The 14,286-nt window shown below is 71.8% G+C and carries 12 protein-coding genes; 10 read left to right on the forward strand and 2 right to left on the reverse strand.

Features of this window, described 5'->3' with window-relative positions:
* Positions 1 to 270 precede the first annotated feature (270 nt).
* The 3 genes from DFP88_RS14435 to DFP88_RS14445 all read left to right on the forward strand — a co-directional run bounded on the left by DFP88_RS14435 (position 271) and on the right by DFP88_RS14445 (position 4,312).
* Complete coding sequence (locus tag DFP88_RS14435) at positions 271 to 2,490, forward strand: vitamin B12-dependent ribonucleotide reductase (protein WP_181418662.1); 2,220 nt, start codon at positions 271 to 273, stop codon at positions 2,488 to 2,490.
* A 101-nt stretch (positions 2,491 to 2,591) separates the two neighbouring features.
* Positions 2,592 to 3,623: a TAXI family TRAP transporter solute-binding subunit gene (locus tag DFP88_RS14440; protein WP_110815409.1), complete on the forward strand. Its 1,032-nt coding sequence runs from the start codon at positions 2,592 to 2,594 to the stop codon at positions 3,621 to 3,623.
* Positions 3,624 to 3,796: 173 nt separating this feature from the next.
* Positions 3,797 to 4,312, forward strand: coding sequence for a cell wall hydrolase (locus DFP88_RS14445; protein ID WP_110815410.1), 516 nt, complete (start codon positions 3,797 to 3,799; stop codon positions 4,310 to 4,312).
* Here the strand turns inward: DFP88_RS14445 and DFP88_RS14450 are convergent.
* Positions 4,309 to 5,766 (reverse strand): family 16 glycosylhydrolase, encoded by a 1,458-nt coding sequence (locus DFP88_RS14450; RefSeq protein WP_181418663.1) that lies wholly within the window; start codon positions 5,764 to 5,766, stop codon positions 4,309 to 4,311. The two genes, DFP88_RS14445 and DFP88_RS14450, sit on opposite strands and share 4 nt — an antisense overlap.
* Positions 5,767 to 5,974: 208 nt before the next feature.
* On the opposite strand from DFP88_RS14450, the gene DFP88_RS14455 reads away from it, so the two are divergent.
* A complete protein-coding gene (locus DFP88_RS14455) occupies positions 5,975 to 8,071 on the forward strand; it encodes a TRAP transporter permease (protein WP_110815412.1) in 2,097 nt (698 codons plus the stop codon).
* Here the strand turns inward: DFP88_RS14455 and DFP88_RS14460 are convergent.
* Positions 8,068 to 8,385 carry an ArsR/SmtB family transcription factor gene (locus DFP88_RS14460; RefSeq protein WP_110815413.1) on the reverse strand — a complete coding sequence of 106 codons (318 nt, stop codon included), beginning with the start codon at positions 8,383 to 8,385 and terminating at the stop codon, positions 8,068 to 8,070. The genes DFP88_RS14455 and DFP88_RS14460 overlap by 4 nt on opposite strands.
* A gap of 88 nt (positions 8,386 to 8,473) precedes the next feature.
* Here DFP88_RS14460 and DFP88_RS14465 point away from each other — a divergent pair, with 88 nt between their 5' ends.
* From DFP88_RS14465 to DFP88_RS14490, 6 genes are all read left to right on the forward strand, one after another.
* A complete protein-coding gene (locus tag DFP88_RS14465) occupies positions 8,474 to 9,670 on the forward strand; it encodes an MFS transporter (RefSeq protein ID WP_110815414.1) in 1,197 nt (398 codons plus the stop codon).
* 113 nt (positions 9,671 to 9,783) lie between these two features.
* Positions 9,784 to 10,374 carry an exopolysaccharide biosynthesis protein gene (locus DFP88_RS14470; protein ID WP_110815415.1) on the forward strand — a complete coding sequence of 197 codons (591 nt, stop codon included), beginning with the start codon at positions 9,784 to 9,786 and terminating at the stop codon, positions 10,372 to 10,374.
* Positions 10,375 to 10,433: 59 nt separating this feature from the next.
* Positions 10,434 to 11,651 (forward strand): ABC transporter substrate-binding protein, encoded by a 1,218-nt coding sequence (locus tag DFP88_RS14475; protein ID WP_110815416.1) that lies wholly within the window; start codon positions 10,434 to 10,436, stop codon positions 11,649 to 11,651.
* On the forward strand, positions 11,648 to 12,448 hold the full coding sequence (locus DFP88_RS14480) for an ABC transporter permease subunit (protein WP_110815417.1): 801 nt from the start codon (positions 11,648 to 11,650) through the stop codon (positions 12,446 to 12,448). The genes DFP88_RS14475 and DFP88_RS14480 overlap by 4 nt, the downstream gene beginning before the upstream one ends.
* Positions 12,445 to 13,218 carry an ABC transporter permease gene (locus tag DFP88_RS14485; RefSeq protein ID WP_110815418.1) on the forward strand — a complete coding sequence of 258 codons (774 nt, stop codon included), beginning with the start codon at positions 12,445 to 12,447 and terminating at the stop codon, positions 13,216 to 13,218. Before DFP88_RS14480 ends, DFP88_RS14485 begins: the two co-directional genes overlap by 4 nt.
* Entirely contained in the window at positions 13,215 to 14,264 is a 1,050-nt protein-coding gene (locus DFP88_RS14490; RefSeq protein ID WP_110815419.1) for an ABC transporter ATP-binding protein, read from the forward strand. Before DFP88_RS14485 ends, DFP88_RS14490 begins: the two co-directional genes overlap by 4 nt.
* The last annotated feature ends 22 nt before the right edge of the window (positions 14,265 to 14,286 follow it).

The following is a 14,286-nucleotide window of genomic DNA, read 5'->3' on the forward strand; positions in this document are numbered from 1 at the left end:
GGCGACAGGGGCAGGGGCGCAGACCGTCGCGATCCGCCCCGTGGGGACAGGTCTGTGGATAAGCCGGTGGACGGCACCGGCGACTCTGTGGACATCCCCGGTCAATCCGGAATCTGGCCGATGTTGTGGAAATACCCAATTGACCCACCACAAGTGGTGGCACACCTTCCGCCGCGCCGGTCACGATGGCCCCGGGCCGGGGCCTGCCGGCAACTGGCGGTGCCCGTTCGGGTGACCTCAGGGCGAGGCCGCGAAGGGCAGGACGGCGACATGCGGATCGATCGGTATTTCACCACCCCCGGCGGGTTGGCTCATGGCGGCGCCCGCCTGCGCGAGGCCCGCTGGGAGGGGGTGCGCCTTCAGGTGCCGCAGGACTGGAGCGCGCTCGAGGTCGAGATGCTGGCCCGCCACGGCCTCGTGCGCGAAGGGGTGCCGCTGCAGACCCTGCGGGTGCCCGAGGCCGGCGTGCCCGAATGGCTCTGGCGCAGCCGCCCCGCGCCCGGCACGGCGCGCGGCGCCGAGACTTCCCTGCGGCAGGTCGTGGGTCGGATCGCCGGGGCATGGACCTACCACGGCTGGAAGGGCGGCTACTTCACCGAGGAGGCCGATGCCCGGGCCTACCACGACGAGATGCGGCACATGCTGTCGGCGCGGATCGCGGGACCGGAGCGGGAGGATTGGGCGCGGCTCGGCCTCGACTGGGCCTATGGCACGCCCGCCGGGGCCGTGCCGGCGGCCAAGGGCAGGGCGCCTGTCGCCGCGGTGCGGATGCAAGAGTCCATCGACGGCTGGCACACCTGCCCCGCGGCGGGGCCGATCGGCGATGCCGCGTCCGGTGACGGCTTCCTCTTCACCGATGGCACCCCCTGCAGCCCGGCGGCGATCGATGTCGCCGGTTTCTGGCGGCAGGGGCGTTTCGAGGCCGAGGGATACCTGCATGCCGTCCGCCTCTGGACCCTGACGCTGGAGATCGGCGTCGCCACGGCCCAGCACGCCAGCCCGGCGCTGGCGCAGCGGGTGCAGGACCTGCGGCCTCTGGGCCTTGGTCTTGCCAATCTCTCGGGCCTGCTGATGCGCATGGGGCTGGCCTACGACAGCGATGCGGGCCGCGCGCTTTGCGCCGCGCTCACCGCGATCCTGACCGGCACCGCCTATGCCACAAGCGCCGAGATGGCCGCCGAGCGGGGCGCTTTTCCGGCCCATGCGCAGAATACCGAGGCAATGGCCCGTGTCATCGCCAACCACCGCCGCGCCGCCCATGGCGCCATGACCGGCTACGAGGGCCTCGCGGTGGCCCCGCAGCCGCTGGACGCGAAGGCCTGCCCCGACCGCCGCCTGGTCGCCATGGCCTGCGCCGCCTGGGACGAGGCGGCGGAGGCGGGCGCGGCCCATGGCTTTCGCAACGCGCAGGTCAGCCTGATCTCGCCGGGCGGGCCGATCGGCGCCTTCATGGCCTGCGACTGGGGCGGGATCGATCCGGCCCGCGCGCTGGTCGAGGACCGCCCGACCGAAGAGGGCGGCTTTGCCCGCCGTCTCGATCCGGCCGTCCCCGAGGGGCTGCGCAGCCTCGGCTACGCACCGGATGAGGTGGCGCGGATCACGGCCCATGCCGAGGGCCACGGCACCCTGCGCGGCGCGCCGGGCGTCACGCCCGAGGCGCTGGCCGCCCGCGGCTTTGGCCCGCGGCAGATGGCGGCGCTGGAAGAGGCCTTGCCCGGCGCCGCTGACCTGCGCCTCGTCTTCACGCGCTGGGTCCTAGGAGCGGAGTTCTGCGCCCGGACCCTGGGCGTGCCGGAGGAACGGCTGGCCGATCCTGCGCTCGACCTGCTCGCGCATCTTGGCTTCAGTCCGGCGCAGCGCGCGGCGGCCAATGCCCATGTCTTCGGCGCCGGGACGCTCGAGGGGGCGCCGGACCTCGATCCCGCGCATCTGCCCGTCTTCGACGGTCTCGTGCCCTGCGGTGCCGGGCGGCGTTACGTCTCGGGTCAGGGGCAGCTGGCGATGATGGCGGCGGCGCAGGCCTTCGTCTCGGGCGGGATCGCGCGGGCGCTGGTGCTGCCCGAGGGGCTGGGCGCCGCGGAGCTGCGCGCCTGGCAGGAGGCCGCGCGGCGGGCCGGCCTCAAGAGCCTCGCGATCCGCAGCGACCCCCGCCTCCCGCGGGAGGCGGCGCCGGAGCCGCAGCGCCCGGCGGCGCCCCTGCCGGTGTCTCCGGCGCTGCCCGCGATCAGCAGGCCGCGCCCCCGACGTCGCGGCGGCCTTCCTGCTGCGGCATCGCAGGGTCCGGCCCGGCCGCGCCGCGCGCCCGCCCTCGGCGCGGTTGCAGCCCCCGGCCCTTGCGCGCCCGGCGGCGCGGTTCAGCTGCTGCGCGATCTATGCGCGCAGGCCGCGGCGATGCGGATCGAGGACTTGGCGCCGCAGGACCTGCCGGGCGCGGGCTGCGCGCGCTGCGGCGGCCACGGTCCCTGCCACTGCGGCCGGGGCAGGGCGTAATCGCCCGCAGCCGCGCAGCCGATGGCGGTTGCGTGCGGCCCGGTGATGCTGTTCCCTAGGCCCGGACCAAGACGATGACTGACACCTAGGGAGGACGATCCATGACCCGCATGACCAAGACGCTTACCGGCGCCGCTGCCCTGGCCGCAGGCCTTGCCGCCGCCACCGCCGCCACCGCGCAGGAGCCGCAGTTCTTCCGCATCGGCACCGGCGGCACCGCCGGCACCTATTATCCGATCGGCGGTCTCATCGCGAACGCCATCTCCAGCCCGCCGGGCAGCCGCTCCTGCGACGAGGGCGGCAGCTGCGGCGTGCCGGGGCTGATCGCCACGGCGCTTTCGGCCAACGGCTCGGTCGCCAACGTCAACGCCATCGCCGGCGGCAGCCTGGAATCGGGCTTCTCGCAGTCCGATGTGGCCACCTGGGCGCAGACCGGCACCGGCATCTGGGAAGATCGCGAGGCGGTCGAGAGCCTGCGCGCCATCGCCAACCTCTACCCCGAGACCATCCACCTCGTTGCCGATGCCGACAGCGGCATCACGAGCGTCGCGGATCTCGAGGGCAAGACCGTTAGCATGGACGAACCCGGCTCGGGCACGCTGGTCGATGCGCGCATCATCCTCGAGGCCTACGGGCTGAGCGAAGAGGACGTCGAGGCCCAGTACCTCAAGCCCGATCAGGCCGCCGAGCGGATGCGCGACGGCGCGATGGACGCCTTCTTCTTCGTCGGCGGCTTCCCGGCGGGCGCTATCGCCGAGCTGGCCAGCCAGGACGACATCGTGCTGGTGCCGATCGATGGCGAGGAGGCTGCGGCCATCACCGATGAGTACAGCTTCTTCGCCAGCCAGGAGGTGCCGGGCGGCACCTACGAGGGCGTCGAGGAGCCGGTCGAGACCCTGTCGGTGGGTGCGCAGTGGATCACCAGCGCCGACCAGCCCGAGGAGCTGATCTACGAGATCACCGCTGCGCTGTGGAACGACAACACCCGCACGCTGCTGGACGCCGGTCACCAGAAGGGCCGCGAGATCACCGCCGAGACCGCGCTCGACGGGGTCGGCATCCCGCTGCACCCGGGCGCCGCGCGCTTCTACGAAGAGCAGGGCATGGACGTCTCGGGCATGACCGCCGAGTGATCTGTCGCCACTGACGTCAAGGGCGGCTCCTTCGGGGGCCGCCTTTTTTCATGCGCGGGGGACAGGGGCGGCGGCGGCGAAGGCGGCGCGGGCCGCCTTGCCGTCAGGCCGGCCCCTCCGGTAGGCTGGGCGCCAACGGAACGCAGAATCCGGCATCGCAGCGGGGCAGGGCCATGACATCATTCGAAACGCCGCGCCTCTTGGCGCTCCTGGCGGTCTGCGCCCTGCTTGGCGGCTGCGGCATCTTCCGCGGCGCGCCGAGCGAGACGGAGTGCATGACGCGGGCGATGTACTTCGAATCCAACCGCTCCAGCCGCGACGGCATGATTGCCGTCGGACACGTGGTGATGAACCGCGTCGCCTCGCCCGATTTTCCCGGTACCGTCTGCGGGGTCGTATCGCAGAAGAACCAGTTCGCGCCGGGCGTGATGCGCCGCGACATGACCGACCGGGGCCTGCCCCTCGCGCAGGAGGCGGCGGTGGCCGTCATGCGGGGCGAACGCCACCCGCTGGTCGCGAATGCGCAATATTTCCACGCCGCGAGCTACCGCGCGGGCTACAACAACATGCACTACACCGTGACCGCCGGCGGCAATGCTTTCTACGAGCGGCGTCGCCCCGAGCTCGTGACCCAGCCCGTGCCGCTGCCCCAGGTCGAGGGGCTGACCGGCCGTCGCTGGCTGCGCTAGGACAGCAGGGTGGCGGGGCCGGTCTGGAAGCTCTCGGCGCCCAGCTGCGCCGCCGAGACGCCGGCGAGATAGAGGGCGTCGCCCTCCTGCGCTCCTGCGGCGGCAAGATCGAGGCGCAGGGCCCAGCCCTTGTCCTCGGCATGGGCGAGGATGCGCGCGGGATCCGCGGCCAGGGCGGCAAGCTCGATCACGTCCAGCCCCGGCTCGAAGTCGTGGATGTAGTCCCTGCCGTCCCCCGGCGCGAAGACGAAGACGTCGCGCGCGCCGTCTGCGCCGTAGCTGCCGCCCCAGATATGGTCCGTTCCGGTACCGCCCTGCAGCCGGTCCTCGCCCGTCCCGCCGACGAGATGGTCGGCCCCCGCGCCGCCCAAAAGGGCGTCCTGCCCCTCCTGGCCGAACAGGCGGTCGACGCCTGACCCGCCCGTGATCCTGTCGCCGCCTCCCTTGCCGAAGATCCTGTCCTCGCCCGCGAGGCCGTTCAGGACGTCGCCCCAGCGCGATCCGTTCAGCACGTCGTCCGCCAGGGTGCCGCCGCCTCGCTCGCCCTGCAGGGGCAGGGCAGTGCCGCAGCCGCCGCTCTCGTCCGGGACGTAAACGCGCACGTAGTCGATGCGCAGCCCGTCGCTGAAATCGGTGCTGTCATCCGGGATCTCGGCCCAGCCGCCGACGGCGAGGTTGAGGATCAGGTACATGTCCTCGTCGATCACGGCCTCGGTCTCGCGCACCAGCTCGCCGTCGAAGTACCACTGCAGGTGGGTTTCGGTCCAATGCAGCCCGTATGTATGGAAGCCCGTGCCGGCGCCCGTCTCCAGCGCGAGCGAGGCGTCGGGATCGCCGCTTTCCCAGACGTTCTGATGCAGAGTGCCGGCCTCGCCGCCCAGCACCTCGGCCAGGTCAACCTCGGCGGACCAGTCACCGTCCGACGGCAGCAGCCAGAAGGCGCTCCAGAGGCCCCGCTCGTCCGGCACGTCGGCCCGCAGCTCGATAAAGCCGTGGCGCATGGAATGGCTCAGCTCGGAAGAGATCATGCCAGAGCCGTAGGGCTGTCCGCCGGACAGGGCCTGCTGCTCTGGCGTCAGGGGGGTGGCCCTGATCATCAGGCTGCCGTCCTGCACCGTGAAGGGGTTCGGCAAATCCTCTGCATCGGGGTCGATGTAGTGCTGAAGCTCGTTGTTGGCGGCGATGCTGCGCGTGTCATCGAGGTGCGGCGAGAAGGAGGTGGTCCAGACCCCGCCCTTGCCGAAGCCAGCCCAGAAGCGGGCCGGGTCGGGCGCGTCGAACTCGTCCCCGAAGGCGAGCGTGTAGGTGCGGCCGTCGACCACCCGCTGGGGCGGTGACGATTCCGGCGCATCGAGCCCCGTCGCCAGCGGCAGACCGTCCAGCGGTGTCTCGGGCCCGGCATAAGGGCGGCGCGGCAGGGGCGGGGCGGCGAGGCTTCGCGAAGGGAGGGTCATGTCGTCTGGTCCTTTCCGGCTGCCGCGCACCGCGGCGCCCAATACACCGAAGTCCGTGCCGGACGAAGCGCGGCGGCATGCCATGGCTAAGGCATCGTTTACGCACCGCGGCAGGTCAGATAATCGGCCCGGGCGCGCGAAGCGGGTTGTGACGGGGCGGCCCCCGCCGCTAAAGTCGCCGTCAGCCCAAATCTTGAGCGAGCGCCCCATGACCCAGGACGACACCCGCGCCGAGGCGCTGACCGAAGCCGAGATGAAGGCCCTCGAGGAGCGCTTCGATCCCGAGGTCCGGTTCCGGCCTCTGCTGCCGGTGCTTGGCTGGGCCAGCTCGGCCGCGCTTTTCGTGCTGGCCTGCTACCATTTCTACACCGCCGGCTATGGCATCCCGCCCGCGACCCTGCATCGCGGGACGCATCTGGCCTTCACGCTGGCGCTGATCTTTTTCTCCTTCGTGGCCTGGGGCCAGTCGCCCGAGCCGCGCAACCGGCTGCTGACGCCGCTGGGCCTGCCGCTGATCGATTGGGTGCTGGCGATCGCGGGCGCGGTCTCGGCGATGTACGTCCCCTGGATCTTCGACGACCTGGCCTTCCGTGTCGGGAACCCGCTGCCCATCGACGTGATCATGGGCACGATCCTGATCGTCGTCCTGCTCGAGGCGACGCGGCGGGCCATGGGCTGGCCGCTGCCGGTCATCGCCTCGCTTTTCATCGCCTATGCCTATTTTGGGCAGGCGATGCCGGGCGTGCTGCAGCACCCGGGCGCCAGCTGGTCGAACATCGTCAATCACCTCTACCTCACCAGCCAGGGCATCTACGGCACCGCGCTGGGGGTGATCGCGACCTATGTCTTCCACTTCGTGCTCTTCGGGGTGATGGCGACGCGGATCGGGCTGGGGCAGCTCTTTATCGACCTCGCCTCGGCCGTGGCGGGGCGCTTCGCGGGCGGGCCGGCCAAAGTCTCGGTCCTGTCCTCGGCCATGCTGGGCTCGATCTCGGGCAGCTCGATCGCCAATACGGTCACCACCGGCTCGCTGACGATCCCGGCCATGGTGCGGATCGGCTACCCCAAGCATTTTGCCGCCGCGGTCGAGGCCGCCAGCTCCACCGGCGGGCAGATCACGCCGCCGGTCATGGGGGCGGTCGCCTTTTTGATGATCGAATACCTCGGCGTGCCGCTGACGACGATCCTGACGGCGGCGCTCGTCCCGGCCTTCATGCACTTCTTCGGCGTCCTCGTGCAGGTGCACCTCGAGGCGCGGCGCCGCGGCCTGCGCGGCCTCAGGAAGGACGAGCTTCCCGTCGCCTGGGCGGTCTTCAAGGCCGGCTGGCTGACGACGCTGCCACTCTTCGTGCTGGTGGCGATCCTGCTTTCCGGGCGCACGCCCTACCTCGCGGCCTTCTACGGCATCCTGTCCTGCATCCTCGTGCTGATCGTGCAGAACCTGCTGCGCCACGACATTGCCACCGCCGCGCGGGAATCGGTGCGCGAGCTCTGGGACGGCTTCGTCGTGGGCGCGAAATACTCGCTCTCGGTGACCGCCGCCGCTGCGCTGGTGGGCGTGATCATCGGCGTCGTGACCCTGACCGGCATCGGCTTCAAGATCGCCTATCTCGTGACCTCTGTCGCGGCGGGCTGGGCGGCGGGGGTCTACGACTGGCTGTCGTTCCTGCCCTTCGAGATCATGAGCGTCGAGAGCCTGACGCTCCTGTTCACGCTGATCATGACGGCGGTGGTCTGCGTGTTGATGGGCTGCGGCATCCCCACGACGGCGAACTACCTGATCATGATCGCCGTGGCGGCGCCGATCCTCGGGCTGCTGGGCGTGCAGCCGCTCGTCGCGCATTTCTTCGTTTTCTACTACGGGGTGCTCGCGGACATCACGCCGCCGGTGGCGCTGGCGGCCTATGCCGCGGCGGGGATCGCCAATGCCAATGCCTTCAAGGCGGGGAACACGGCCTTCCGCCTCGGCATGGGCAAGGCGCTGGTGCCCTTCGTCTTCGCCTTCTCGCCCTCGCTGCTGATCGTGGTCGACGGCTTTACCTGGTCGCAGTTCTTCCTGTCGGTGACCGGCGCCATGGCGGGGATCTGGATGCTCTCGGCGGTCTTCTCGGGCTGGCTCTTCGCGCCGCTCAAGGCCTACGAGCGGGCGCTGCTCGCGGCCTCGGCGCTGCTGCTGGTGGCGCCGGCGGTCTGGCCGACGGTGATCGGCGTCGCGCTGGTGCTGCCGGTGGTGCTGCGGCAGCTGCCGATGCTGCGCCGCCCGGTCGCAGAGCGCGGCGTGGTCGAGGAGGGGGCGGAGGGCTAGTCCGCCCCGTCCAGCACCGCCTGCAGCAGGCCCGGGAAACGGGCCTCCAGATCCGCGCGCCGCAGCGTCAGCAGCCGCCCGCGCCCCTGCGGCACGCTGCGCAAGACGCCCGCCTCGCGCAGCACCTTGAACAGGTGCGAGCGGGTGGACTTGGCCCGCGCCGTCTCACCGGGCGTGCAGGCCTTCATTTCGAGCGGCCCGCCGGCAAGCTGGCGCACGATGGCCAGCCGGTCCGGATCGCTCAGCGCAAAAAGCACCTGCGTCAGCGCGATCTCGTCGCGCGCCGGATGGGGAAGCTCGGGGCCTGAGGTCATGGCCCAAGGATAGTTGAAGCCGCCGCCGAAGGCGACTAGGGGAGGGTTCGAAAATCATCGAACAATCCCTTATCCGAAAGAGACCCAAATGAGCCTCAGCGACACCGCGGGCAGCCGCGGCGCACCGGCGGGCTTCGGCCTCGTGCTTTTCGCCCTGCTGGTCATGATGGCCGGCGCCAGCGCCCCTTCGCCCTTCTACCCGGTGCTGCAGCAGGAGTTCGGCTTTTCCCCGGTCGCGATGACCGGCATCTTCGCGGTCTATGCCGTGACGCTGCTGATCACGTTGCTCTGCACCGGCTCTCTCTCGGATCATCTGGGGCGCAGGCCGGTGCTGTCGGGCGCCTTCGCGCTGCTCTCGGTCTCGATCCTGATCTTCTGGCAGGCCGGCGGGACCGGCACGCTGCTGCTGGCGCGGGCGCTGCAGGGCGTGGCGAGTGGGCTGCTGCTTTCCACGCTTTCCGCCGCCGCTGTGGATCTCGAGCCCAAGGGGCGTCCCGGCCTTGCCGCCATCGCGACCTCCGTCGTGCCGCTGGGCGGGCTGGCGCTTGGATCGCTCGCCGCCGGGTTGGTGCTGGATTTCGCCGGCCATCCCGAGGCGGATGTCTTCGGCTGCCTTGTCTTTCTGTACCTCGCGCTGGCGGGGCTGATCTGGTTCGCGGACGAAACCTCGCCCCGGCACGGCGGCGTCCTTGCCTCGCTGCGCCCGCATGTGGCGATCCCGGCACGGGCGCGGGGCGCCTTCTGGCGCAGCGCCCCGGCGGTCTTCGCCGGCTGGGCCACGGGCGGGCTCTACCTCTCGCTCGGGGCGCCGCTGGTCGAGCATGTCTTCGGCGTGGCGGACAAGCTGGTGCAGGCGGTCATCATCTCGATCCTCGCGGCGGCGGGGGCAGGGGCCTGCTTCGCCGCCCGCGGGGCAACGGCCCGGGCCGTCACGCTTTACGGCACCACGGCGCTGGCGCTGGGGACGGCGCTGACGCTGGTCGGCGTGGCGCTCGCCTCGCTGCCCTTCTACGCCGTGGCGGTCGCCATCGCGGGCACCGGCTTCGGCACCTGCTTTTACGGCGTGATGCGCTCGATCATCCCGCTGGCGCAGGAGGACGAGCGCGGGGGCCTTTTCGCCGCGCTCTTCACCCTCAGCTACACCGCCTTCGGCGTGCCGGTGGTTCTGGCCGGCCTTCTGGTGCCGCATGCCGGGCTGGGCGCGACCTTTCTTGGCTACGGCGGGGTGATTGTCCTCTTCGCGGCCGCCGCCGGCCTCTGGCGCCGCTTCGGCACCCGCGAATAGCGCGCTGGCGGTTGCGGCGGCGCGCGCGGTAACGGACGAAGACATTGCCCGGCCTGTTCGCTATGACGCCGGACCGGCGCCCGCCGCGCCGCCGCAACGAAGGGGAAGCGAGAATGCCAGAGGCACAGATGCCCGCGACCGTGCAGGAGCTGCTCGACCGGCTGTCGGATGCCGCGGACGGCGAGCGCACGGGGATGAAGGACATCCTGCGCACGCTCGGCCCCGCTTCCTTCCTGCCGGTGATGATGGTGCCGGCGCTCGCCGTGCTCTCGCCGCTCAGCGGGATCCCCGGCTTTTCCAGCGTCTGCGGCCTGTCGATCGCGCTGATCGCGGTGCAGATGCTGCTTCACCGGGACCACCTCTGGCTGCCGGACTGGATGCTGCGCCAGACCGTCCCCTCGGGGCGGGTGACCAGCGCGGTCGACTGGCTGCGGCGCCCGGCGCGCTGGCTCGACAAAATCTCGCGCGAGCGGCTGACCTTCCTCGTGAAGCGGCCCTTGTCCTGGATCACGCAGGCCGCCTGCCTGCTTTGCGGTCTTGCGATGCCGTTCCTCGAGTTGATCCCCTTCACCTCCTCGATCCTCGGCGGGGCGGTGACGCTGATGGGGCTGTCGCTGCTGGCGCGCGACGGGCTCTTTGCCTTCGTCGGCTTCTTCATCATGGCGATCCCGCCCTTCGCCGTTTTCTGGTTCGTGGGCAGCTAAGGCAGCGCTTGCGCATCGGCCGCGGCGCTGCAACGCTCTGCCGCAAAAGGGAGATCGTCATGCGTCACGCCGCCTTCGCCACCATCGCCGCCGTTCTTGCGGCCCCCGCCGGGGCCGACACCGCCGATGGCGCCGCGCTTCTTGCCCAGGATTGGGAGGCCGTGGTCGATCAGGCGCGCGGCGGCGAGGTGAACTTCTACCTCTGGGGCGGGGCCGAAACCTCGAACGGTTACGTCGACTGGATCGGCGAGAGGCTGGCCGCTGACTATGACATCACGCTCAACCGGGTGCCGCTGACGGACACCACCGAGGCGGTGAACATCGTCCTGGCCGAGCAGCAGGCCGGGCAGGACGAGAGCGGCGCCGTGGACCTCGTCTGGATCAACGGCGAGAATTTCCGCACCCTGCGACAGGGCGATCTGCTCTGGTGCGGCTATACCGAGGCGCTGCCGAACGGGGCTTATGTCGACTGGGAGGCGCCCGCCATCGCCAACGACTTCGGCGTGCCCATCGAGGGCTGCGAGGTGCCCTGGAGCCGGGTGCAGTTCGCCTTCGCCCATGACAGCGCCCGCACGCCTCAGCCGCCGCGCTCCATCCCCGCGCTGATCGACTGGGTCGAGGCCAATCCCGGCCGCTTCACCTATCCCGCGCCGCCCGATTTCACCGGCGAGGCCTTCGTGCGCCACGTCTTCTACCATGCCGCCGGCGGGCCCGAGGCGCTAATGGGGCCCTTCGATCAAGAGGTCTTCGACGAGGTGGCGCCCAAGGCCTGGGAGATCTTGAACGCGATGGAGCCCGACCTCTGGCGCGAGGGGGCGACCTACCCGACCTCGATCACCCAGCTTCAGGGCATGGTCGCCAACAGCGAAGTCGATCTCTACTTCACCTACGACCCGGCCGAGGTCGGGGCGGCGGCGGCCAATGGCACCTTCCCCGAGACGATGCGCAGCTATGGCCTGACCGGGGGCACGCTGGCGAACACGAACTACGTCGCGGTGCCCTACAACTCGCCGCACAAGGCCGCCGCGCTGGTCACGCTGAACATGCTGCTCTCGCCCGAGGCGCAGCTCGAGAAGGCGCAGCCGCAGGTCTGGGGCGCCGCCCCGGCGATCGAGGTGGAGCGGCTGGAGCCGGCCATGCAGGAGGCCTTCGCCGAAACGCCGCGCCCGGCGCAGGTCGTCGCCCCCGAGGATCAGGGCCCGCAGCTGCCAGAGCTTCAGCCGGCCTGGATCGAGGCCATTGCCGAGGGCTGGATCGACAACGTCGGAACCCGGTGAGGGCGCTGCCCCCCGCGCTTTTGCTGGCGCCGGCGCTGGTCGTGCTGGCGGTGCTCTTCGGCGGCGGGCTGGTACTGACACTGGCAGGCTCGCTGGGCGGCTGGGCCCCGGCGCTGGCGCAGGCGCGGCTGCCGGGGGCGGTGCTTTTCAGCCTCTGGATCGCCGGCGCCTCGACGGCGCTGGCGCTGGCGCTCGGCTGCGCGGCGGCGCTGCTGATCCGCGCGGGCGGGCGCGGCACCGGCCTCGCACGGGCGCTGTGCCAGCTGGTGCTGACGGTGCCGCATGCGGTGGGCGCCGTGGGCCTTCTCTACCTCGTCTCGCAATCGGGGCTCTTGGCGCGGGGCGCGGCGGCGCTGGGGCTGATCGGTGGTCCCGCCGATTTCCCGGCGCTGACGCAGGACCCGCTCGGGCTGGGGATCATCCTGCACTACACCTGGAAAGAGGCGCCCTTCGTCGCGCTTTTCGCGCTGGCCGCCCTGCAGGGCCGCGGGCCGGGGCTTGAGGAGGCTGCGCGCAGCCTCGGCGCCTCGCCCCTGCGGTCCTTTTGGCATGTCACCCTGCCGCTCCTGCGTCCGGCGCTGCTGCGGGCCGGGGCGATCGCCTTTGCCTTTGCCTTCGGCGCCTGGGAGGTGCCGCAGCTTCTGGGCGGCAGCCGTCTCTTGGCGCTGCCGCTGCTGGTCTGGCAACGATTTACCGCCGCCGATCTTGCCGCAAGGCCCGAGGCGCTGGCGCTGGCCGCGCTGACGGCGCTGATCTCGGCTGGTGTGGCGGCGCTTCTCCTCAGGGCGGCGCGGTGAGGCCGGTGCTGACAGCCGCGCTGGTGCTCGGGTTGCTGGCGCCGCTGGTGCCTCTGGCGCTCTGGTCCGTCGGGCGCGGCTGGTTCTATCCCGCCCTGCTGCCCGATTTCACCCTGGCGCCCTGGGAGCAGGTCCTCTCGGCGCGCAGCGGCGTGCCCGCCGCCCTTGCCGCCAGCGCCGGGATCGCCGCCGCCGCCGTCGCGCTTGCGCTGGTACTGGGCGTGCCGGCGGGGCGTGCGCTGGGGCTGACCCGTATTCGCGGCCGCGCCCTGATCGAGCTGGCGCTGCTGGCGCCTGCGCTGGTGCCGGGGCTGGCGGTGGCGCTGGGGCTGCACGGGATCTTCCTGCGGCTGGGGCTGACTGGCACCGCCGCCGGCGTCGTGCTGGCGCATCTGGTGCCGGTGCTGCCCTATGTCGTGCTGGTCATGGCCGGCGTCTTCGCCGGCTTCGACCCCCGGCTCGAGGATCAGGCCCGCAGCCTGGGCGCGAGCCCCCTGCAGGTCGCGCTGCACGTCACGCTGCCGGCGATCTGGCCGGGGCTGCTCGCCGCTGCCTTCTTCGGGTTTCTCGTGTCCTGGAGCCAGTACATCCTGACCCTCTCGATCGGCAGCGGGCGCGTCGTGACGCTGCCGCTGCTGCTTTACGCGCAGGCCAGCGCCGGGCGCAGCGATCTGGCCGGGGCGGTGGCGATGATCGGGCTGCTGCCGGGTCTCGCCGCGATGCTGGTGCTGCATCGCGGCCTGACCGGGCGGGCGCCGGGGGCGGCATGAGCGGGCTGCGGTTCGAGGATGTCACCCTGCGCTATCCCGGCGCCGAGGCGCCGGCGCTGGAGGGGCTGACCCTCGACGTGCCCGCAGGCCAGCGTACTGTCCTTCTCGGCCCCTCTGGCTGCGGCAAGACCACCGCGCTGCGCATCGCCGCCGGGCTCGAGCGGCAGGGGGCGGGGCGGGTGCTGCTGGACGGGGCGCCGCTGGATCGGCTGCCGCCGGAGCGGCGCGGCGTGGTGCTGGTGTTCCAGGACCAGATGCTGTTCCCGCACATGGACGTCGCGGCCAACATAGGCTTCGGCCTGCGGATGCGCCGCCGCCCCGCGCGCGAGATCGCGCAGGCGGTGGAGGCGGCGCTGGAACGCGTGCAACTGTCCGGCCTCGGCGCCCGCCCCATCGGCGCGCTTTCGGGCGGGCAGCGGCAGCGTGTCGCCCTGGCGCGCGCGCTGGTGCTGCGGCCCCGCGTGCTGCTGCTAGACGAGCCGCTCGCCAGCCTCGACGCGCATCTGCGGGGCGAGATGCAGGCGCTGATCCTCGATCTGCAGCAGCAGGAGGGGCTGACGCTGCTGGTGGTCACCCATGACCAGCAGGAGGCGGCGCTGCTGGGCCAGCGCGTGGGGCTGATGCTGAAGGGTCGCCTGCGCCAGCTCGGCCCGCCCGAGGCGCTCTGGCAGCGCCCCGTTGATGCCGAGGTTGCCCGCTTCTTCGGCGCGCGGCGGCTGGTCGAGGGGGTGTCCCGCGCGGGCGTCTTCGACTGCGCGCTGGGGCGGCTGGCCCTGCCCGAGGGCGCGCCCGAGGGGAAGGGCCACCTGATGATCCGGCCCGAGGGGGTGCGCCTTCTGCCCGGGGCGGGGGCCGACGGCCATGCGGCCCGCGTCGTGGCCCGGCAGTTCCTGGGCCGGCAAAGCCTTCTGACGCTGGATCTCGGCGGCACCTGCATCGAGGCGCTGGTGGCGCCAGAGGACGCGCCGGATATCGGCGCGGCGCTGCGGGTGGCGCTGCCGCCCGAGGCGCTCTGGCCGCTGCCCGCGCCCACCACGCAGAGGTGAGGCGGCCCCCCGTGACCTTCGG

Origin of the sequence: Pseudoroseicyclus aestuarii (assembly GCF_003217255.1) — a bacterium.
In the GTDB taxonomy this organism is placed as follows: Bacteria; Pseudomonadota; Alphaproteobacteria; order Rhodobacterales; family Rhodobacteraceae; genus Pseudoroseicyclus; species Pseudoroseicyclus aestuarii.